This window comes from Citrobacter sp. Igbk 17, assembly GCF_028069775.1.
Classification (GTDB): domain Bacteria; phylum Pseudomonadota; class Gammaproteobacteria; order Enterobacterales; family Enterobacteriaceae; genus Citrobacter.
The window spans coordinates 1-19,838 of the sequence record NZ_JANEWI010000037.1 but is presented as its reverse complement, the minus strand read 5'-3'; the positions used below and the strand labels follow the sequence as shown (position 1 = coordinate 19,838).

The following is a 19,838-nucleotide window of genomic DNA, read 5'->3' as shown; positions in this document are numbered from 1 at the left end:
TTATAAACATGCTCATCGAAAAAAACACGTAGCGCCGCCGTTTATCGACGGGCTACGTGAGATGGTGACTTACTCGATATTCTGAATCTGCTCGCGCATTTGTTCGATCAATACCTTCAGTTCAATCGCGGAGTTAGTGACCTCTGCATTGATAGACTTGGATGCCAGGGTGTTCGACTCGCGGTTGAATTCCTGCATCATGAAGTCCAGACGGCGACCTACCGCCTCTTTTTTCTTCAGGATGTTGTAGGTTTCTTTGACGTGAGCTTCCAGACGATCCAGCTCTTCCGCCACATCGATGCGCTGCGCCATCAGCACCAATTCTTGCTCAAGACGGTTATTTTCGAGTTGGACCTGCGCGTCTTCCAGTTTGGCGACCAGACGCTCACGCTGCCACTGCAGAATTTCCGGCATATGTGCACGAACCTTCGTCACTTCAGCGCTAACGCCTTCCAGGCGTTGCTCGATCAGTGCTTTCAGTGCCTGACCTTCAGTTTCACGCGCGACAATGAAATCATCCAGTGTACCGTCAAGCGTGGCGAGGATTTCAGCGGCAATAGCATCCAGGTCTTGCTCCTGAGCGGCCATTACACCCGGCCAGCGCAGGATATCGACCGGATTAATTTCGCCTTCATCGCTCTGCATCTTGACCCAGTTAGCAGCGCTAACGAGCTGTTTAGCGAGTTTTTCATTCAGAATGAGTTCGCCTTGTGCGCTGGCATCAGGTTCAAAACGCAGTGTGCATTCGATTTTACCGCGTGTCAGACGTGTGCGGATGCGCTCACGCACAACAGGTTCAAGACTACGGAACTGCTCCGGCAGACGAAAATAGGTTTCCAGATAACGCTGGTTTACCGAGCGCATTTCCCAGGTAGCGCTACCCCATTCACCCTTGATTTCACGCCGGGCGTAGGCGGTCATGCTGCGGATCATAGACGTTCCTGTTTTTGAAGATGAGATGGGAGGATTATAGCCATCCACGTCTTGTCAGGATAGGAATAACCGTCGGAAGTCCGTATAATGCGCAGCCACATTCGTTTCAAGCCGGAGATTTTATCATGCGTCCAGCAGGTCGTAGTGCCAATCAGGTGCGTCCCGTCACCCTGACCCGTAATTATACAAAACACGCTGAAGGCTCCGTGCTGGTCGAATTTGGTGATACCAAAGTGTTGTGCACCGCGTCTATTGATGAAGGTGTTCCGCGTTTCCTGAAAGGCCAGGGCCAGGGATGGATCACCGCAGAATATGGCATGCTGCCTCGTGCCACGCATACCCGTAACGCACGTGAAGCGGCAAAAGGTAAGCAGGGTGGCCGTACCATGGAGATCCAGCGTCTTATTGCGCGTGCGCTGCGTGCAGCAGTTGACCTGAAAACTCTTGGCGAGTTCACCATTACGCTGGACTGCGATGTTATCCAGGCTGATGGTGGTACGCGTACCGCATCCATTACCGGTGCCTGTGTCGCTTTGGCTGACGCGCTGAACAAACTGGTAGCAAGCGGTAAGCTGAAAACCAACCCAATGAAAGGGATGGTTGCGGCAGTCTCCGTAGGTATTGTAAATGGCGAAGCGCTCTGCGACCTGGAATACGTTGAAGACTCTGCCGCAGAAACCGACATGAACGTGGTGATGACCGAAGACGGTCGCATTATTGAGGTACAAGGTACGGCAGAAGGTGAGCCGTTCAGCCACGAAGAGCTACTCACCCTACTGGCATTGGCCCGAGGGGGAATTGAATCCATTGTAGCGACGCAGAAGGCGGCGTTAGAAAATTGATTTTAAAGGCGACTGATTAGTCGCCTTTTTTTTTGTCTGTAATAAAGTGAGATGAGGAGCGAATCCATGAAACCGTATCAGCGCCAGTTTATTGAGTTTGCGCTTAGCAAGCAGGTACTAAAGTTTGGCGAATTTACGCTGAAATCCGGGCGCAAAAGCCCCTATTTCTTCAACGCCGGGCTGTTTAATACCGGGCGCGACCTGGCACTGTTAGGCCGTTTTTATGCCGAGGCGCTGGTGGATTCCGGTATTGATTTTGATCTGCTGTTTGGCCCTGCGTACAAAGGTATTCCTATCGCTACCACAACAGCGGTTGCATTGGCGGAGCATCACGACAAAGATTTACCGTACTGCTTTAACCGTAAAGAGGCGAAGACCCACGGCGAAGGCGGCAACCTGGTGGGGAGCGCGCTACAAGGACGTGTGATGTTGGTTGATGATGTGATCACCGCCGGGACAGCGATTCGTGAGTCAATGGAGATTATCCAGGCGAATGGCGCACGGCTTGCTGGCGTATTGATTTCTCTCGATCGTCAGGAACGTGGGCGTGGCGAGATTTCAGCTATCCAGGAAGTAGAGCGTGACTATGGTTGCAAGGTGATTTCTATTATTACTCTGAAAGACCTGATTGCCTATCTGGAAGAGAAGCCTGAAATGGCAGAACATCTGGCAGCCGTGCGAGCATATCGCGAAGAGTTCGGCGTATAAGAACTGCCGGATGGCGCTGCGCTTATCCGGCCTACGCACTTACCGGGCCTACGGTTTACGTAGGCCGGACAAAACGAAGTCGTTACTGCAACTGTGCGGCAACTAACGGCCAGCGGGTGTCAAAGTCATCCGTTGGACGGTATTTAAATTCGCTGCGCACGAAACGAGATAACATACCTTCACAGAAAGCCAGTAACTGACTGGCCAGCAGCGTTTCATCTACAGTGTAACCTTCACCTTCACGCATTCTTTTTTCTCGCAGAACCTGGCGCAACTGTGCCTCTATGCGTTCAAAAAGTTGGTTAATACGGCCTTGCAGACGATCCTGTTCAAACATGAGCGCATGCCCGGTCAGAATGCGCGTCAGACCGGGGTTACGTTCACCGAACCCTAAAATCAGCAGAACGATCAGACGCAGACGTGCGTTGGTGTCCTTTTCGTCTTTTAAGATCAGATTGATACGGGTAATCAGACTATCTTCGATAAACTCAATCAAGCTATCGAACATGCGGGTCTTGCTGGGAAAATGGCGATACAATGCCGCTTCGGAAACGCCCACAGAGGCTGCCAGTTTTGCTGTCGTGATACGCTGGCTTCCATCACTGGATTCCAGCATCAGCGCCAGAGACTGAAGTATTTCTTCGCGACGATTCCTTTTCGCAGTTTGCTTTTCTACCATGTTACAAAATACCCCTGAAAATAAGCACTTGCCAGGCAGGCATCCACACAGCGACCGCAAACGACTGTTTGCGGTATGTTATTGCGTTATTACGCTGAGGGATGCTTCTCTACGGGTTACTTGCGCCCGGAATGGCCGAAGCCGCCTTCGCCACGATCGGTGGCTTCAAACTCTTCCACCAGATTAAATTCAGCCTGCACAACCGGTACAAAGACCATCTGTGCAATACGTTCGCCTGGCTCAATGGTGAAGCTATCCTGACCACGGTTCCAGATAGACACCATCAGCTGACCCTGATAGTCGGAATCAATCAAACCGACCAGGTTACCCAGTACGATACCGTGCTTATGACCCAGACCTGAGCGTGGCAACATCACTGCGGCCAGTGAAGGATCGGCGATATGGATGGCTAACCCGGTTGGCACCAGCGTTGTTGCGCCAGGCGCTAATTCTACGGCGTCATCAAGGCAGGCACGCAGGTCAAGTCCGGCAGAACCAGAGGTGGCGTACGTCGGGAGCGGAAATTGTTTCCCTACGCGCGGGTCCAGAATTTTAACGTCGATTTTTTTCATCATAACGGGTCACGATCTCGTCGAGTAATAGTTGGCCCAGGAGTTCTTTGCGCTCAAGCGGTAAGACTTTATCTCCATCCTGCCAAAAAAGGTGTAATGCGTTGCTGTCGCTATTAAATCCTTGAGTAGAAAGCGAAACATCGTTCGCACAGATCACATCAAGGTTCTTGCGGAGGCGTTTTTGCCGGGCATATTCTTCCACATTATTTGTTTCGGCGGCAAACCCAACGACAAAAGGACGGTTAGCATCCAGTGCGGCAACACCGGCAATAATATCCGGGTTCTTGATCATTTTTACTGTTAATTCATCGCCCTGCGTCGCCTGCTTTTTGATTTTTTCGTGGGCGACGGTCTCCGCGCGATAATCAGCAACTGCGGCGCAGCCAATAAAAATATGCTGCTGCTGCACTGAAGATTGCACGGCTGCTTCCATTTCTAATGCCGTCATGACATCTACGCGCTGTACAAAAGCAGGCGTGGGCAGCGAAACGGGGCCCGATACCAGAGTGACATTCGCCCCGCGTTTGGCTGCTGCGGCGGCGATAGCAAATCCCATCTTCCCGGAGCTATGGTTGGAAATATAACGCACAGGATCAAGCGGTTCGCGCGTTGGGCCCGCGGTTATCATGATATTGAGATGTTGCAGATCGTTTACAGAAGAAAAATGTTCTGCCGTCATATCCACAATTGTTAAGGGATCCAGCATACGGCCAGGACCGATGTCGCCACATGCCTGACTACCACTGTCGGGTCCCCAAATGAGTAAACCGCGGGAGGCGAGGACGCCAAGATTATGTTGAGTTGCGGCGGCGCGGTACATTTGCTGGTTCATGGCTGGCAGCACTGCAACAGGAGCAGGGGTTGCCAGACAGATTGTTGAAACCAGATCGTTGGCCATACCTGCTGCGACGCGAGCAATCAGATCTGCCGTGGCGGGGGCCAGAATAACCAAATCGGCCCACTTACCCAGTTCAATATGACCCATTGCGGCTTCAGCAGCGGGGTCAAGCAGGCTGTCGGATACCGGATAGCCCGAAACTGCCTGTAAGCTCAGGGGAGTAATAAAGGCTTTTGCCGCGTCAGTCATTGCTACGCGGACGTCTGCACCACGTTCCCGTAAGCGACGTACCAACTCAGGGGTTTTGTACGCAGCAATGCCACCACTGACGCCAAGTACAATTTTTTTACCGGCCAGGCTCATCATGATCTTTCCTGTTGGGTTACACCAGAAGGCGGATATTTTATCACACTCCATCATTTATCGTGCTTTTGACCGTGATCCACTTTGCGAAGCGCCACGAGGAATGGATAACAGAGCATCGATCCGCCGCTGGTGTTATGCCACCATGCGGATGCGAAAGGGAGGAGAAGCATGAAAAATACAGGATGTTTGATGCCCCGGGAAAAGATGATGGAGTTTGGGGTCAATTCACTGACGGACGTCGAGTTACTGGCGCTGTTTTTACGCACTGGAATCAGGGGAAAAGATGTCCTGACGCTGGCGAAAGAAATGCTACAGCAATTTGATTCGCTTTACGGCTTGTTGTCGGCTGACTACATGGATTTTAGCCTGGTTCAAGGCATTGGCCTTGCGAAGTACGCTCAGCTTAAGGGCATTGCTGAGTTGGCAAGACGCTACTACGACGTGCGGGTGATAGAAGAAAGGTCGATACTTAGCCCGGAAATGGCACGCGAGTTTCTGCAAAGTCAGCTATCGCAAGAAGAGCGCGAGATCTTTTTGGTGATCTTCATGGATTCGCAACATCGAGTGATAAAACACAGCAAACTTTTTTCCGGGACGCTTAGCCATGTAGAGGTGCATCCGCGAGAAATTGTCCGTGAAGCGATAAAAATGAATGCGTCGGCGGTGATCCTTGCGCATAATCACCCCTCGGGGTGTGCAGAGCCGAGCAAAGCAGATAAACTCATCACCGAGCGTGTTGTGAAATGCTGTCAGTTCATGGATATCCGGGTGCTTGATCATCTGATAATTGGGCGCGGAGAGTACGTTTCTTTAGCGGAACGCGGTTGGATTTAACGCACTTTACGCGATCCATCGGGATCTTTGTCTGTTCGGGACTTGAGCACATCGCTGACTCAGCGTATACTACGCCACCTTTGAGAATCTCGGGTTTGGCATTTGGGCCTGGCAATCGAGAGTTCGCAAATACATAAAATCATTCATTCGGCATCCAACGACGTTGCAGTATGAACGATTAAGTGTATTGAACTGCGATAACCGGGCTGAGAAGCCTGACGAGGCGCCAATACCCCATACGAAGCTCGAGCTAATTTGATTTTTGGAGAATAGACATGTCCCGAGTCTGCCAAGTTACTGGCAAGCGTCCGGTGACCGGTAACAACCGTTCCCACGCACTGAACGCGACTAAACGCCGTTTCCTGCCTAACCTGCACTCTCACCGTTTTTGGGTTGAGAGCGAGAAGCGTTTTGTCACCCTGCGTGTATCTGCTAAAGGTATGCGTGTAATTGATAAGAAAGGCATCGAAACAGTTCTGTCCGAACTGCGTGCCCGTGGCGAAAAGTACTAAGTACTAAGAGGAAATAAATCATGGCTAAAGGTATTCGTGAGAAAATCAAGCTGGTTTCTTCTGCTGGTACTGGTCACTTCTATACCACTACGAAGAACAAACGTACTAAGCCGGAAAAACTGGAACTGAAAAAATTCGATCCAGTTGTCCGTCAGCACGTTTTATACAAAGAAGCGAAAATCAAATAATTTTCGTTTTGATGTAAAGAAAAACCCTGCCTCGGCGGGGTTTTTTGTTTTCTGGCCGTCCCCATATTAATGAGACCCGTTACAGCGCCGGAGATGTTATGCCTGAATTACCTGAAGTCGAAACCAGTCGCCGTGGTATTGAGCCGCATCTGGTAGGGGCGAAGATTCTACACGCCACTGTGCGTAATGGTCGTTTGCGCTGGCCGGTATCTGAGGAAATCTATCGCCTGAGCGATAAACCTGTGCTGAGCGTACAGCGCCGCGCGAAATACCTGCTGCTGGAACTGGCGGATGGCTGGATTATCATTCATCTGGGGATGTCGGGTAGTCTGCGTATTCTTCCTGAAGAACTTCCCGCAGAAAAGCATGATCACGTCGACTTAGTGATGAGTAATGGCAAAGTCCTGCGGTATACCGATCCTCGACGTTTTGGCGCCTGGCTGTGGACGAAAGAACTGGATGGACATAATGTCCTCGCTCATCTTGGCCCAGAGCCGCTGAGCGACGATTTCAACGCCGCTTATCTCCAGCAGAAATGCGCAAAGAAGAAAACGGCGATAAAACCCTGGCTGATGGATAACAAGCTGGTAGTGGGGGTGGGAAATATCTACGCCAGTGAGTCTCTCTTTGCGGCTGGCATCCACCCTGACCGCCTGGCATCATCGCTGTCGAAAGATGAGTGTGAGCTGCTGGTACGCGTTATTAAGGTTGTATTGCTGCGCTCTATCGAACAGGGTGGAACGACGCTGAAAGATTTTCTGCAAAGTGACGGCAAGCCGGGCTATTTTGCTCAGGAATTACAGGTTTATGGACGTGAAGGTGAGCCTTGCCGCGTATGCGGAGCGCCAATTGTTGCGACTAAGCACGCTCAGCGAACGACGTTCTACTGCCGCCGCTGTCAGAAATAACATCCATTGCAGGCCGGATAAACCTTGTCGGCTTACCCGGCTAAATGCACTACTTCAGCTTATCCATTAGCGCCTGATGAACATTTTTCGGCAGGAAGTGGGTCACGTCACCCTGGTGGCGGGCGACTTCTTTAACCAGCGATGATGAAATAAACGACCACTCTTTAGAAGGCATCAAAAAGACGCTTTCCAGTTGAGGCATTAAGTGGCGGTTCATGTGCGCCAACTGCATTTCATACTCAAAATCAGCCACAGCACGTAGGCCACGAATCAGAATATTGGCCTGATTATCGCGGGCAAAGTTTGCCATTAAATCGCTAAATCCCATGACTTCTACATTACCCAGATGCGCCGTTGCCTGCTGTGCCAGTTGAACGCGTTCTTCCAGCGTGAACATCGGTTTTTTACTGGGGCTTGCGGCAATTGCCAGGATCACGTGATCAAACATGCTTGTCGCGCGTGTCACGATATCAAGATGGCCGTTAGTTATGGGATCGAAGGTTCCTGGATAAATCGCCCGTTTTTGCATGACAGCCCTCAATGCGTTTTGGGTGGCAGGTAAGGTTCCAGCAGCTGCAGCAGACGCTGTAGCGCGCCCTGATTTTGGTACAGTACTTCAACAGCATGGCGACCATAAAAATTACGATAATCTTCATCGGTCAGTAGGGACGAAACCTCTTTCACCAGCGTGGTGACGTCGGTGACGGTGATCAACCCACTTGCCTGTTCCAGTCGGGCGCAAATATCTTTGAAGTTAAAGGTATGCGGGCCCATCAATACAGGAATAGCATGTGCCGCTGCTTCCAGTGGGTTGTGCCCACCACGCTCAACCAGAGAGCCGCCGACAAAAGCAAGATCGGCAATGCCGTACAGCAGCATCAGCTCACCCATCGTGTCGCCAATAACCACCTGGGTACTTGAGGACGGAACTTCGCCAGAAGAGCGTGTGGTAAAGCTTAGACCAGCCTGGCGTACGAGGTTAATGGCATCCGGGAAGCGCTCAGGGTGTCTGGGAACCAGAATCAATAAAAGATTCGGGAACTGATGTAACAGCGCCTGATGAGCTGCGATGATGATGCTTTCTTCCCCGTCATGCGTGCTGGTCGCAATCCATACCGGGCGATGAGGTGCCCACTGGCGTCGTAACGTAACTGCTTTAGCGGCCAGCTGTGGGGTGACGGAAATATCAAACTTCAGGCTACCGGTGACGGTGACCTGATTGCTTCTGGCTCCCAATGCAATGAAGCGAGCGCCATCTTCTTCGTTTTGTGCAGCAATCAGCGTAATGCGGCGTAATAGCCTGCTAACAAATTTCCCTAATTTAGCGTAGCCAGTGGCTGAACGTGCGGAAAGGCGTGCGTTGGCGATGACCAGCGGGATATGGCGCTTATGCAGTGCAGCGATCAAATTTGGCCAGAGCTCGGTTTCCATAATTAACACCAGTTTGGGGTCAACTTTATTCAGGAAACGGTTCAGTGCATCCGGTAAATCATAGGGAAGATAGATATGTTGAACGTCTGTGCCAAAAGCAGATTGCACGCGCTCAGAACCGGTTGGCGTCATGGTGGTAACCGTGATCGGCAAATCGGGGTAACGATGTCTCAGAGCGCGGACTAATGGGATTGCTGCCAGCGTTTCACCCACGGAAACTGAATGGAGCATGATGCCGCCTGGTTTCAGTGGGCGGCGATAAAAACCGTAGCGTTCACCCCAGCGTTTACGGTACGCCGGAGCTTTACGTCCGCGCACCCAAAGCCGTATCCAGATCAGAGGCTGAATAAGGTAGAAAAGGGCGGTGTAAAGCAATTCTAGCATAATAGTAGCTGGCTTATGGATGTGCTGGGGATTCTATGTATTTAACTATGGCTTTACCATCATTTTTGCTGATTTTTTGAGGAAACTGTACGGATCACGAGAAAGGGGGCCTGAGTTGTGTTGTCCCGCTTTGTAATCTCTGCAGTGGAAGGCTAAAAACGGAATGGTTATGGTCATAAAAATCGATCATTTTATGCAATATGCCAGAGACACAACCATTCCTGAAAAGATAATAATATCAGAATATTAGCGTTTTTTCTGTGTTTGATATTTGTTAACTAAATACTTAACATAGAAAATAAAAGCACCGAGGAGATGACCATTGTGTTTTAAATGTGTGCTTTTCCGCGATAGCTGTTTATACGTAGTAGGCGCCAATAAAGGAATATCTTTCCACGGCGAATTCTCTCTGGCTATTTTGAAGTATTCGACTTCAGCATAATATTGCGCCCAGTCATGCCAGGGTTTAGTGACGCCGACATAGTGAATGAATACCGTTTGTGATGTGATTTTAAAGGCATCACCACCTTTCTTGGCTAACGTATCGATGTTAAAGAATGAATTGAATTTATGGTCCAGAATTTTTACGCGATCATTGAAGAGAACGTTCAACGCATCCTGATCGGGATGTGAAAAACGGTTTTCATTGACCTTTGAAATGACCTGCAGAGTCAAATTAGTATCTTTTAATTCTGGAAGATTAAAATACATAAAGCCTGAGTTGAAGTACAGACCTGGATTGATACCGGCAACAGCAGACGTATCGACAAAGCTATCATGGACAGCCATTAATACATTGCCATTAAATTCTTCCGTGAGTAGCGAGGCAAGGCTTCCTTTACATATAATATCAGAGTCAAGATATATAATACTACTGAGTTTATCGGCAAAATAATCGATTGCAATAAGTCTGAAATAGATTGAATAATTCCATGCCTTAGATGCAGTAGGTAGATTTTTTAATTCATTATCATCCAGTACATAAAACGTAATGCAGGTATTGTATTGACTTGCCAGGACAGAAAAAAGATGAAGTTGATGTTCATCAAGATAATTAGTGAAAATATGGAAATGGAAGTTCAGATCCCGATTATTTAAAAGTACCGATGTTATTGAAACGCCCGTACCGTAGAGAAAGGGTCTGTCAGCGCCATAGGTAATATTGACACATGAAATGTTTTTATCGTCATTATTAATATGTGCATTCTTAATATATTTTATTATATTTTCTTTCACATCTTTTTCCTTTTGATTCTTTCAGAGTGCACGCGTGTTTATGTAAGACAAAATGGCTCTCCTGTTGGCATAGAATAGAACAAACTGTAAAGGAAGGAAAGAGATACTTGGTGTGTAAATTTTCTTTATTAATCATGGTGTTATATGATGTTTTTTTGTGATTAGAACGAAGAAACACAATGAGAGGAAGAGACTAAAATTAATGGGGGATTTTTACGATGTTATATAATAAGATATGCCCCATAAATCATGTGAGCAAGTGTTTGTTGTTGATTAACAAGGCTATTTGAAGAAGTGAGATTTGAATTTTATGAATCAAGTAAGATACAGTCAAAGTGGTAATATCTTGATTTTAAGCAAAATTGTATTGGTCTTAATGATTTTTGGCTTATTTACGATAGATAATCAAGGGGTGCTAAATATGACCTCTTTGCTCGCTGTAGTTTTATCTATTTACTATATTAAAGCCAATAAAATAGATATTAAAAACATTGTGCTCGATCTCATGCAGAAGAGAAAATTATTGTTACTCTTCACGTTATGGTGTGTTTTTTGTATTGTATTTTTTACCTATAAAGATAAATCTCTTGATGCCTTTACCATATTGATAAAAGACTGGCGTTACCCGTTAGTGATGATGTTGTTTTTTGGCGCATTCAGTAAACATATCACCTCACTGAGACAGTTTTTTGTCATTGGTGCGATACTTACTCTATCCTATATTGTCTTAGTGGTGCCAATTTTAAGAATTATAAAAAATAACCCGCAGGAACTGTATCTACAGCTTCGCTATGGTTTCGCATTCTATGTTGTTATGCTATTTCCGTTTGTATTAACAGGGGCGATCTTATTCAAGAATCACTTCCTGAAAACAGTATTATATATCATCTCTGCGCTTGCATTTGTCTTTTTATCATACACCGGGAGTCGGGCAGGGATCTTAGCAGTTGTTGTTGAGATTTTCCTGATTTCATTTCTGGTGAGTAAAACCATCAAGAGATTTATCGCTGCTACCTGTGGCTTGCTATTTATAATGGTTGCTTTGCTTTTCGGGGCCTACAACACAGTGGGTCAGGTAAAAATGAAAGTCGATCAAACTCTGCAAATGAATAACGTCACATCCAGTCGTGATGAAATCATCTCAGACCGTTTTCCTTTAGTAATGAAAAATATCAACAATGCCGTCTTTGGCATTGGGTATGGAAATTCTACATACAATCAGTATTTAGAGGACCATAATGCGCCGAAAAATGGTGGGGTATATTCTGAACGGAACAATGGTTATAATATAGATGAACCGTTCTTTATGATAATTCTTTATAATGTTGGGGCAATGGGTCTCTTCTTATTTAGTGCGGCTTTTTTCATTACATTTAAAGATATATATGCCCGAGCCAGAAGCCAAAAAGATATTTTTAGCATTTCATTACTGTGCTCTCTTGTTGGCTATATTCTGGTATATTGTTTATTTGAAAAGATGTTCATAAATGTCTTTTTATTATACAGCATAGCCATCCTGATGTTGTATGACAAAAATGAGCCAGGAAAAATAACGAATTAACATTAAGATGAGCCTATGTGGCGTAGTTGAGAATATAGGCTCAATTTTCATAATATGATAGAGAGTCTCATGTATTGTAAATATTCATTTGCTCTCTAATTCACATAGAAAATTTTCATAGATATCGAATTGTCAAGTGAATAGTGGTATAATATAAACGATAAAATAAGATGGTGTGTTCTGCAGTACACAGGTAGCTGTTGAGCCTGGGGCGGTAGCGTGATTTGAAAATTAACAATAACCTGAAAGGGTAGAGTGTGAAAAAGATCCTGGTCATAAAGATGCGCTTTCACGGCGATATGTTGCTAACCACACCGGTCATCAGCACGCTTAAAAAGAATTATCCTGATGCTGATATTGATGTTTTACTCTACGAAGATACCATTCCTATTTTATCTGAAAATCCCGATATCCATGCTTTGTATGGCATAAAAAATAAAAAGAGTTCTGCTTTTGAGAAAGCAAAAAATTTCTTAGCGCTGATCAAGGTACTACGTGGTAATCATTATGATCTAGTGGTCAACCTTACCGATCAGTGGATAGTTGCTTTACTGTGTCGCTGCTTGGATTGTCCAATAAAACTGACACATGATTTCTCGCACAGAAATAAGAAATTCTGGCGCGACAGTTTTACTCATCACGTTCCTCTAAGTGGCGATCATTGGGTCGAACGTAATTTGTCTGTGCTGACGCCATTAAATCTAAAAGAATCAGTTCCGGTACTGAAAATGGTTTATGGTGAGCAAGTCTGGCAATCTGTTCGGAAAAAACTTCCTCAGGTTGATAACCAGAAGTATGTTGTTATACAGCCTACGGCGAGACAAGAATTCAAGTCGTGGGAGAATGATAGATTCTCCCTGGTGATTGACGCGATACATCATTTGGGGTATCAGGTTGTACTGACGTCTGGACCCGGTGCCAGCGATATTGCCTGCGTCGATGAGATTGCCAGTGCATGTGAAACCAAGCCTTTAACTGAAATTGCCGGTAAGACAACATTCCCTGAGCTTGCTGCATTAATTGATCATGCTGTACTTTTTATTGGTGTCGACTCTGCCCCGATGCATATTGCTGCAGCGGTTAAAACCCCCATCATTTGTCTTTTCGGTGCCACCGATCATATCGCCTGGCGACCATGGTCTGATGATGTAGTTCAATTTTGGGCTGGTGATTACCAACCAATGCCTGTGCGTGAAAAACTTGATCGAAGTAAGAAATATTTATCTGCTATACCAGCGGATGACGTGATTGCAGCCATAGCGTCGCGGTTACCTAAACTCGATTAATAAAGCATCCGGATATATAAAATGGTTATTGCTTTCTGTTTGTATAAATATTTCCCTTTTGGTGGGTTACAGCGTGATTTTTTGCGTATAGCGTCAACAGTCGCATCACGTGGACATCATGTTCGGGTTTACACACAATCATGGCAAGGAAATATTCCAGACAGCCTGGAGATCATCATTGTTCCTGTGAGGTCATGCTCCAACAACGGGAAAAATGCTGAGTATCATCGGTGGGTAAGTAAACATCTTGAGAGTAATCCAGCAGACCGGGTCGTTGGGTTCAATAAAATGCCTGGGTTAGATGTTTATTATGCTGCTGATGTCTGCTACGCAGAAAAAGTCGCGCAAGAAAAAGGTTTGCTCTATCGTCTGACACCACGATATCGGCATTATGCCGCCTTTGAAAAAGCTACATTTGCTGAGGGAAAATCAACACAGCTGTTGATGCTAACAGATAAGCAAATTGCGGATTTTCAGAAGCACTATCATACTGAGCCAGCGCGTTTTCATATCCTTCCGCCGGGGATTTATCCTGACAGAAAATACAGCTCTCAGCCAACAAATTGTAGAGCTAGCTTCAGGAAAGAAAATGATATCAGTGATTCCCAGTATTTAATTATACAAATCGGTTCTGATTTTACCCGTAAGGGGGTCGACAGAACTATCAAGGCGATCGCTTCCTTACCGGAAGCTGTCCGCAAACAAACGATTCTGTTTGTTGTGGGTCAGGATAAGCCTGATCGCTATATAAAGCTGGCAACAGAGTATGCTGTTGCTGACAATATCAAGTTCTTCCCTGGCCGTAATGATGTCTCAGAGTTAATGGCAGCAGCCGATCTATTGATTCATCCGGCATATCAGGAAGCCGCAGGGATCGTGCTGGTTGAAGCAATTGCAGCAGGTTTACCTGTCATAACAACGGCCGTTTGCGGATATGCCCATTATATTAAAGATGCTGAATGCGGCATTGTTATTGATGAACCGTTTGAACAAAAATTATTAAATGAAGCTGTTTATTTTTCTTTAACTGACTCAGGGCAGAGAAAAGCATGGAAAGATAATGCACAACACTTTGCTGATACTCAAGACCTTTATAGTCTACCTGAGAAAGCAGCTGATATTATTATAGGTGGCGCCCATGGTTGAGTTAAAAGAACCATTTTTATCCTTGTGGAAAGGGAAAGATGCTTTTTCTGAAGTGCAGAAGCTGCAGGGAGAAACATTTAGACAGCTCGAAACACGTAGAACGATAAGATTTGAGATTGCAGGTAAAAGCTATTTCCTGAAATGGCACCAGGGAACTAAACTGAAGGAAGTTATCAAAAACTTATTCTCCTTACGTTTGCCGGTACTCGGAGCTGATAGAGAATGGAATGCTATACACCGTTTGCAGGAACTGGATGTTGATACGATGCACGGTGTTGGTTTCGGGCAACAAGGTATAAATCCGCTCAACCGTATCTCTTTTATTATAACTGAAGATCTGAGTCCGGCGGTTAGCCTGGAAGACTATTGCGCAGATTGGTTGGTGAATCCACCTGCGCGAAAAATTAAAATGGCATTAATTGAGCGTCTTGCCATTATGGTCAGAAGGATGCATCAGGGAGGCGTTAATCACCGTGATTGCTATCTCTGTCACTTCTTATTGCATCAACCGGCCAATTTTGAGGATAATACGTTCAAGCTGTCGGTTATTGATCTGCACCGAGCTCAGATCAGGAATGCGGTTCCTATTCGCTGGCGTAATAAAGATCTGATTGGTTTGTACTTCTCCTCGCTAAACATCGGGTTAACGCAAAGAGACTACTTCAGATTTCTGAAGATATACTTTAAAAAAGATATTAATAAAATTATTCGTGATGAATCCGATCTCTTTGCAACCTATGCAAGAAAAACCGATAAGATTATTAATCATACATCAAAGAATAAACTATAAATATGAAATAATAGACTTTGTATAGCTACATAGAATAGTTAATTAAGTTTATTTAGCTGGCTAGTAATTGTTAATCTTTATTTCACGATGACTGTGCTGGCTTAATTATATTAGAGGGTTTGAACTCATGCACGTGCTGGTCATTTCGCTTCCTTTTGACGATGCCCGAAGAAAACGCGTATCAGATATAATGAATGAATTAAATATCGAGTATTCGTTCGTTGATGCTATCTATGGGAAAAATTTGTCTGCCGAAGAAAAGCGCAAGATACCGTTAACTGACTTTCAGCACAGGGAAAACCACACGCCTACTGATGGTGAACTGGGTTGCTCACTAAGCCATATGAAGGCTTTTAAACAGTTTGGGCAGAGTGGACAAAATTGGGTTTGTATTCTTGAAGATGACGCAATTATCGATCAGAATTTTAAGGAATTTATATCGACTGTCGATGAAAGTGTTCTCAATAAAGACGCGTTATACCTACTTGGTGGGCAGGATGGTTTAAGGTATAAGAATAAAGTTGTCTTAAATTTGCTTAAACTCAAGAAAATTGGTGGCCAGACCTTCGGCAAAGTCATATTTGGTCATGGATATGTTTTGCGAGCCTGCGGTTATTTAATGAATTCTGTAACAGCTCAAAAACTTGTTTCCCGTTTTGAAAATAACTTTTTCATTATAGATGAATGGGCATATCTGATGCGCCAGGGCTATTTTTCTGATATATACCTGGCAAACTTTGTCCATCATCCTGAAGAGTTGTCCGGGAGCTGGTTAGAGAAAGAGCGTAAAGAGATAAAGAGTCACAAGAAAAAGCAGAAATCACTTTTCAGACGTAAAATTTCCTCTTCATATTGGCATGCCCGACGAATTATTCTTGGGTTATGTTGGTGGAAGTAGATGAATGCAGCAATGCTTAATCGTGGATGAAATACGATATAGAGCATAGTTTTAGTCAGCCGCAGATATGTTAAATAGCAAAGCGATTGTATAAGAACGAATTTAACATATCTCCGATACCTGAATAATTACAGCAGCGCTATGTGAGAATAAACCTGAGTGGGTTCAAGCAAAGCAAGCTTTCCTTCCGGGGCACGACATGTGACCTGATTCTTCCCGTATCCCCCAATCAACCCCGGGTCCGTAGGGCCATATAGCGTAACATTCGGCCGATCCAGTGCGGCGGTCAAGTGGCTTAATCCGGTGTCAACGGATACCACAAACTTAGCGCCGGCTAATATCCGGGCGACATCCCCAAGGCTCATTCGCGGTAAAACGTCTACGTAATCAAATCCCTCTGCCAGTCGTCTGGCTCGCGCTTCTTCATGCGGAGCACCCCAGGGGAGCTTAATACGTATTTCTGCATGATTGAATAAGCCAATGAGCTCCCGCCACTTCGCTTCCGGCCAGTGCTTGTCATCACGAGTGGTGGCGTGCAGGAAGACGGCATACTGCCCTGCATCGGCATCGCGTTCGCTCAGAAAATGCTGTGCAATTGCGTAATCACCCTGCGACTGGGGTTTGACATATCCCAGACTTTTCGCGAACAGCTCACGAGTACGTTCAACAGCATGCTGTTGTTTGGCGATATAATGCTTACGGTTATAAAACAGACTTGCCAGCGGTTCACGCGCGGTATTCCAGTCCATACCATGCTTAATGCCGTGTGCCAGACGTGTGACCAGCGCGGCGCTTTTTACCAGCCCCTGTGCATCGATAACCACGTCATAGTTCTGTAAACGCACCGCATCGCGAAAAGCTTTGCGCTCAGCTTTAATGGGGGCGGAAAACCAGGCTTTACGCCAGCGGCGAATCGCCACCGGGATCACACGGTCAACGGCCGGATGCCAGGAGGGGATTTGAGCAAACCCTTCTTCTACTACCCAATCAAACTGAATATCCGCAATGGCCTGCTGCGCATCTGTTAATGCGGGCAACGTATGCAGCACATCGCCCATTGACGATGTTTTAACGATCAGAACCCGCATCCGTCAGATTTCCTCTTGTAACAACAGGTCATTCAGTTCTTCCAGTACGCGCTGAGGCGTGATGTCAATCAGGCTCTGGTGATACCCTTGTGCAGCATCCCCCTTACGTACCTTGTGATACCCCGTAATCAGGCGAATCACGCGAGCTTTGTGGGAGAGTGGTGGAGTGAAATCCGGGCTGCTGGGGCCATACAGAGCGACCAGCGGACGGTTTAGTGCGGCAGCCACGTGCATCAAACCGGAGTCATTGGTGACCACGGCTTTGCAGGCGGCGAGAAGAATAACGGCCTGCTCCAGTTGCGTTTCACCAGCCAGGTTCCGACACCATGCCTGCTGTTCAACGCTCAGTGCAGCCAGAATCTCATTGCCAGCTTCATGATCCTTAGCCGAGCCAAACAGGACAATCTGATGACCTTCGTCGATCAACTGCTTTGCCAGTTCAGCATAGTGGTAATGTGGCCAACGTTTCGCTGGACCAAATTCTGCACCAGGGCAGAAGCCGATGACTGGACGTTCAGCCGAGAGGGAAAATTGGCTACAGGTAAGTGACTTTTCGCCTTCACTGACCTGCAATTGTGGCCACAGCAGCGGCTGTGGTAAATCTTTGGCTGTGAGCATCACGCCTTTATCGTACGCTAACGCGACATAGCGCTCGACCATCAGCGGCCAGGCTTCCTTATCCAGTACACGTGCATCGTTCAGCAGACCATAGCGCATCTCGCCACGCCAGCCGGTACGATGAGGAATACCCGCGAAGAAGGGTACCAGTGCGGATTTAAATGAGTTCGGCAGGACGTACGCGCGATCGTAGCGTTTATCACGCAAACTGTGGCCCAGTTTGCGGCGCTCGCCAATCTCCAGTGCGCCGTGTCCAAGCGGCATGGCGATAGCATCGTTGACTTCAGGCATGCGCGATAATAACGGACGGCACCATGCAGGTGCCATCACGTCGATTATTGCCTGGGGATAGCGCGCCTTGAGCGTGCGATAGAGACTTTGCGACATCATCATGTCGCCCACCCATGACGGGCCTACCACCAAAATCTTCATTCACTTCATCCTTCAAGCTGTCTCTGCGTTGGCTGCCTGCGTTCACTCCGGTCACTTACTCTTGTAAGCTCCCGGAGATTCACTTAGTTGCCGCCTTGATACCGCTCGAATGATTTTGTGAATTTGTAGCGTTGTCGCGGTTCAGCCAGGCCATATATTCCGTCACGCCTTCGGCAACGGTCTTGAACGGTTTGTCATAGCCCGCAGCGCGCAGGTTAGTCAGATCCGCCTGAGTAAATGCCTGATAGCGGCCCTTCAGTTTTTCCGGGAACGGAATGTACTCAATGCTGCCTTTTTTGTGGTATGCCAGCGTGGCATCCGCGACGGCCTGGAAAGACTCTGCGCGACCAGTACCGAGGTTAAAGATGCCGGAAACGCCGTTTTCCAGGAACCACAGGTTTACTGCTGCAACATCGCCGACATAGACGAAATCACGTTTGAAGTTTTCACTGCCTTCAAACAGCTTGGGTGTTTCGCCGTTGTTGAGCTGAGTATTGAGATGGAAAGCTACGCTCGCCATGCTGCCTTTGTGACCTTCACGTGGCCCGTAGACGTTGAAATAACGGAAGCCAACGATTTGAGAATTTGCTTCTGGCAGGATCTGGCGTACATATTCGTCGAACAGGAATTTTGAGTAGCCATAGACGTTCAGCGGCTTCTCATATTCACGAGATTCGATAAAGTCAGAGGTACGACCGCCGTACGTTGCTGCAGAAGAGGCATACAGGAACGGAATTTCACGCTCCAGACAGTAGTGCAGCAGCTCTTTGGAGTACTGATAGTTGTTGTCCATCATATACTTGCCATCCCACTCGGTAGTGGAAGAGCATGCGCCTTCGTGGAAAATTGCTTCGATATCGCCGAAATCTTCTCCAGCCATAATCTGGATCAGGAAGTCTTCCTTATCCATATAGTCAGCAATATTCAGATCCACCAGATTCACAAACTTGGTGCCGTCTTTTAGGTTGTCCACCACCAGAATATCGGTGATGCCTTTGTCATTCAGGGACTTAACGATGTTGCTGCCGATAAAGCCCGCGCCGCCGGTAACGATGATCATAAATGTAACCTTCGAATTATGGAGTCAGAGACAATCTCAGACACGAATACCTCTAATCATATCACTACATGGCGTCGGCTTCAGCAGTACGTCGCGTCATGTGGCGTGCGGCATTTGTGTTGGTTATTGCTTTCGCTGTCTATATTCTTGATTGAAATGGTCTAGGCAGAGTGGTGTATGATTCCCGTTGTGAATGGGTGTTCAGGCGCGCGGTGCCGGCTTTTTCGGAGCCATCAACGAATGAATAAGCAAGGCAGAGCACGGTGTTGGGGCTGACAATAGTCATTGGAATGAAAATAATATATGCAACTTAAGAAGATAGTTATTACAGGTTATGAAACCAGTGGCCTCGGCGGTATGGAGACGGTATGTATTAATCTGGTGAAGCTGCTGCGGATGCAAGACCCTGATATTGATGTCTCCTTTGTTTTCTTTAAGAAAAATAATAATAGCAATGTCAATATTGGCTGGCTTACGGGGCAGCGCTATTGTCATCTTTCTTCTAATATAAAAATAACTAAATTAAGA

Annotated in this window: 21 protein-coding genes and 1 pseudogene; 12 read left to right on the top strand and 10 right to left on the bottom strand. The window is 46.7% G+C overall.

The window, feature by feature from the left end; all coding sequences use genetic code 11:
* Positions 1-69 precede the first annotated feature (69 nt).
* A complete protein-coding gene (locus NNO08_RS18800; RefSeq protein ID WP_271442019.1) occupies positions 70-933 on the bottom strand; it encodes a YicC/YloC family endoribonuclease in 864 nt (287 codons plus the stop codon).
* 125 nt (positions 934-1,058) lie between these two features.
* Between NNO08_RS18800 and rph the strand changes: the two genes are divergently transcribed.
* Both rph and pyrE read left to right on the top strand, forming a co-directional pair.
* The gene (gene rph / locus NNO08_RS18795) at positions 1,059-1,775 is read left to right on the top strand and encodes a ribonuclease PH (protein ID WP_003024054.1); all 717 of its coding nucleotides are present in this window, start codon (positions 1,059-1,061) and stop codon (positions 1,773-1,775) included.
* A 66-nt stretch (positions 1,776-1,841) separates the two neighbouring features.
* Entirely contained in the window at positions 1,842-2,483 is a 642-nt protein-coding gene (gene pyrE / locus NNO08_RS18790; RefSeq protein WP_271442020.1) for an orotate phosphoribosyltransferase, read from the top strand.
* Between the two features lie 82 nt (positions 2,484-2,565).
* Here pyrE and slmA read toward each other — a convergent pair whose 3' ends face one another.
* The 3 genes from slmA to coaBC all read right to left on the bottom strand — a co-directional run bounded on the left by slmA (position 2,566) and on the right by coaBC (position 4,935).
* On the bottom strand, positions 2,566-3,162 hold the full coding sequence (gene slmA / locus NNO08_RS18785) for a nucleoid occlusion factor SlmA (RefSeq protein WP_003827257.1): 597 nt from the start codon (positions 3,160-3,162) through the stop codon (positions 2,566-2,568).
* 116 nt (positions 3,163-3,278) lie between these two features.
* Entirely contained in the window at positions 3,279-3,737 is a 459-nt protein-coding gene (gene dut / locus NNO08_RS18780) for a dUTP diphosphatase (protein WP_061066835.1), read from the bottom strand.
* Positions 3,715-4,935, bottom strand: coding sequence for a bifunctional phosphopantothenoylcysteine decarboxylase/phosphopantothenate--cysteine ligase CoaBC (gene coaBC / locus NNO08_RS18775; RefSeq protein ID WP_271457319.1), 1,221 nt, complete (start codon positions 4,933-4,935; stop codon positions 3,715-3,717). Before coaBC ends, dut begins: the two co-directional genes overlap by 23 nt.
* A 171-nt stretch (positions 4,936-5,106) precedes the next feature.
* On the opposite strand from coaBC, the gene radC reads away from it, so the two are divergent.
* From radC to mutM, 4 genes are all read left to right on the top strand, one after another.
* Positions 5,107-5,772, top strand: a complete 666-nt coding sequence (gene radC, locus NNO08_RS18770) for a RadC family protein (RefSeq protein WP_271442021.1) — start codon at positions 5,107-5,109, stop codon at positions 5,770-5,772.
* A 275-nt stretch (positions 5,773-6,047) separates the two neighbouring features.
* Complete coding sequence (gene rpmB, locus NNO08_RS18765) at positions 6,048-6,284, top strand: 50S ribosomal protein L28 (protein WP_003024071.1); 237 nt, start codon at positions 6,048-6,050, stop codon at positions 6,282-6,284.
* Positions 6,285-6,304: 20 nt separating this feature from the next.
* Entirely contained in the window at positions 6,305-6,472 is a 168-nt protein-coding gene (gene rpmG / locus NNO08_RS18760; RefSeq protein ID WP_003024094.1) for a 50S ribosomal protein L33, read from the top strand.
* A 98-nt stretch (positions 6,473-6,570) separates the two neighbouring features.
* A complete protein-coding gene (mutM, locus tag NNO08_RS18755) occupies positions 6,571-7,380 on the top strand; it encodes a bifunctional DNA-formamidopyrimidine glycosylase/DNA-(apurinic or apyrimidinic site) lyase (RefSeq protein ID WP_271442022.1) in 810 nt (269 codons plus the stop codon).
* 49 nt (positions 7,381-7,429) lie between these two features.
* Here the strand turns inward: mutM and coaD are convergent, their stop codons facing one another.
* The 3 genes from coaD to NNO08_RS18740 form a co-directional block, all read right to left on the bottom strand.
* Entirely contained in the window at positions 7,430-7,909 is a 480-nt protein-coding gene (gene coaD / locus NNO08_RS18750; protein WP_271442023.1) for a pantetheine-phosphate adenylyltransferase, read from the bottom strand.
* Positions 7,910-7,917: 8 nt separating this feature from the next.
* On the bottom strand, positions 7,918-9,195 hold the full coding sequence (gene waaA, locus NNO08_RS18745; protein ID WP_271442024.1) for a lipid IV(A) 3-deoxy-D-manno-octulosonic acid transferase: 1,278 nt from the start codon (positions 9,193-9,195) through the stop codon (positions 7,918-7,920).
* Between the two features lie 246 nt (positions 9,196-9,441).
* Entirely contained in the window at positions 9,442-10,431 is a 990-nt protein-coding gene (locus tag NNO08_RS18740) for a glycosyltransferase (RefSeq protein WP_271457310.1), read from the bottom strand.
* A gap of 310 nt (positions 10,432-10,741) precedes the next feature.
* Here NNO08_RS18740 and NNO08_RS18735 point away from each other — a divergent pair, with 310 nt between their 5' ends.
* The 5 genes from NNO08_RS18735 to NNO08_RS18715 all read left to right on the top strand — a co-directional run bounded on the left by NNO08_RS18735 (position 10,742) and on the right by NNO08_RS18715 (position 16,112).
* Positions 10,742-11,992, top strand: coding sequence for an O-antigen ligase family protein (locus tag NNO08_RS18735; protein ID WP_271457309.1), 1,251 nt, complete (start codon positions 10,742-10,744; stop codon positions 11,990-11,992).
* Between the two features lie 257 nt (positions 11,993-12,249).
* Positions 12,250-13,278: a lipopolysaccharide core heptosyltransferase RfaQ gene (gene rfaQ, locus NNO08_RS18730; protein WP_271457308.1), complete on the top strand. Its 1,029-nt coding sequence runs from the start codon at positions 12,250-12,252 to the stop codon at positions 13,276-13,278.
* Between the two features lie 21 nt (positions 13,279-13,299).
* On the top strand, positions 13,300-14,424 hold the full coding sequence (locus NNO08_RS18725) for a glycosyltransferase family 4 protein (protein WP_271455842.1): 1,125 nt from the start codon (positions 13,300-13,302) through the stop codon (positions 14,422-14,424).
* Entirely contained in the window at positions 14,417-15,214 is a 798-nt protein-coding gene (rfaP, locus tag NNO08_RS18720) for a lipopolysaccharide core heptose(I) kinase RfaP (protein ID WP_271448767.1), read from the top strand. Before NNO08_RS18725 ends, rfaP begins: the two co-directional genes overlap by 8 nt.
* A 127-nt stretch (positions 15,215-15,341) precedes the next feature.
* Positions 15,342-16,112, top strand: coding sequence for a glycosyltransferase family 25 protein (locus NNO08_RS18715; RefSeq protein ID WP_271457307.1), 771 nt, complete (start codon positions 15,342-15,344; stop codon positions 16,110-16,112).
* Positions 16,113-16,240: 128 nt separating this feature from the next.
* Here NNO08_RS18715 and rfaC read toward each other — a convergent pair whose 3' ends face one another.
* The 3 genes from rfaC to rfaD all read right to left on the bottom strand — a co-directional run bounded on the left by rfaC (position 16,241) and on the right by rfaD (position 19,310).
* Positions 16,241-17,200, bottom strand: coding sequence for a lipopolysaccharide heptosyltransferase RfaC (rfaC, locus tag NNO08_RS18710; protein WP_271457306.1), 960 nt, complete (start codon positions 17,198-17,200; stop codon positions 16,241-16,243).
* A gap of 3 nt (positions 17,201-17,203) precedes the next feature.
* Entirely contained in the window at positions 17,204-18,250 is a 1,047-nt protein-coding gene (gene rfaF, locus NNO08_RS18705) for an ADP-heptose--LPS heptosyltransferase RfaF (RefSeq protein WP_271440346.1), read from the bottom strand.
* Between the two features lie 79 nt (positions 18,251-18,329).
* The gene (gene rfaD, locus NNO08_RS18700; RefSeq protein ID WP_048227317.1) at positions 18,330-19,310 is read right to left on the bottom strand and encodes an ADP-glyceromanno-heptose 6-epimerase; all 981 of its coding nucleotides are present in this window, start codon (positions 19,308-19,310) and stop codon (positions 18,330-18,332) included.
* A 303-nt stretch (positions 19,311-19,613) separates the two neighbouring features.
* On the opposite strand from rfaD, the pseudogene NNO08_RS18695 reads away from it, so the two are divergent.
* Positions 19,614-19,838: pseudogene (locus NNO08_RS18695) on the top strand (glycosyltransferase); the annotation flags it as partial.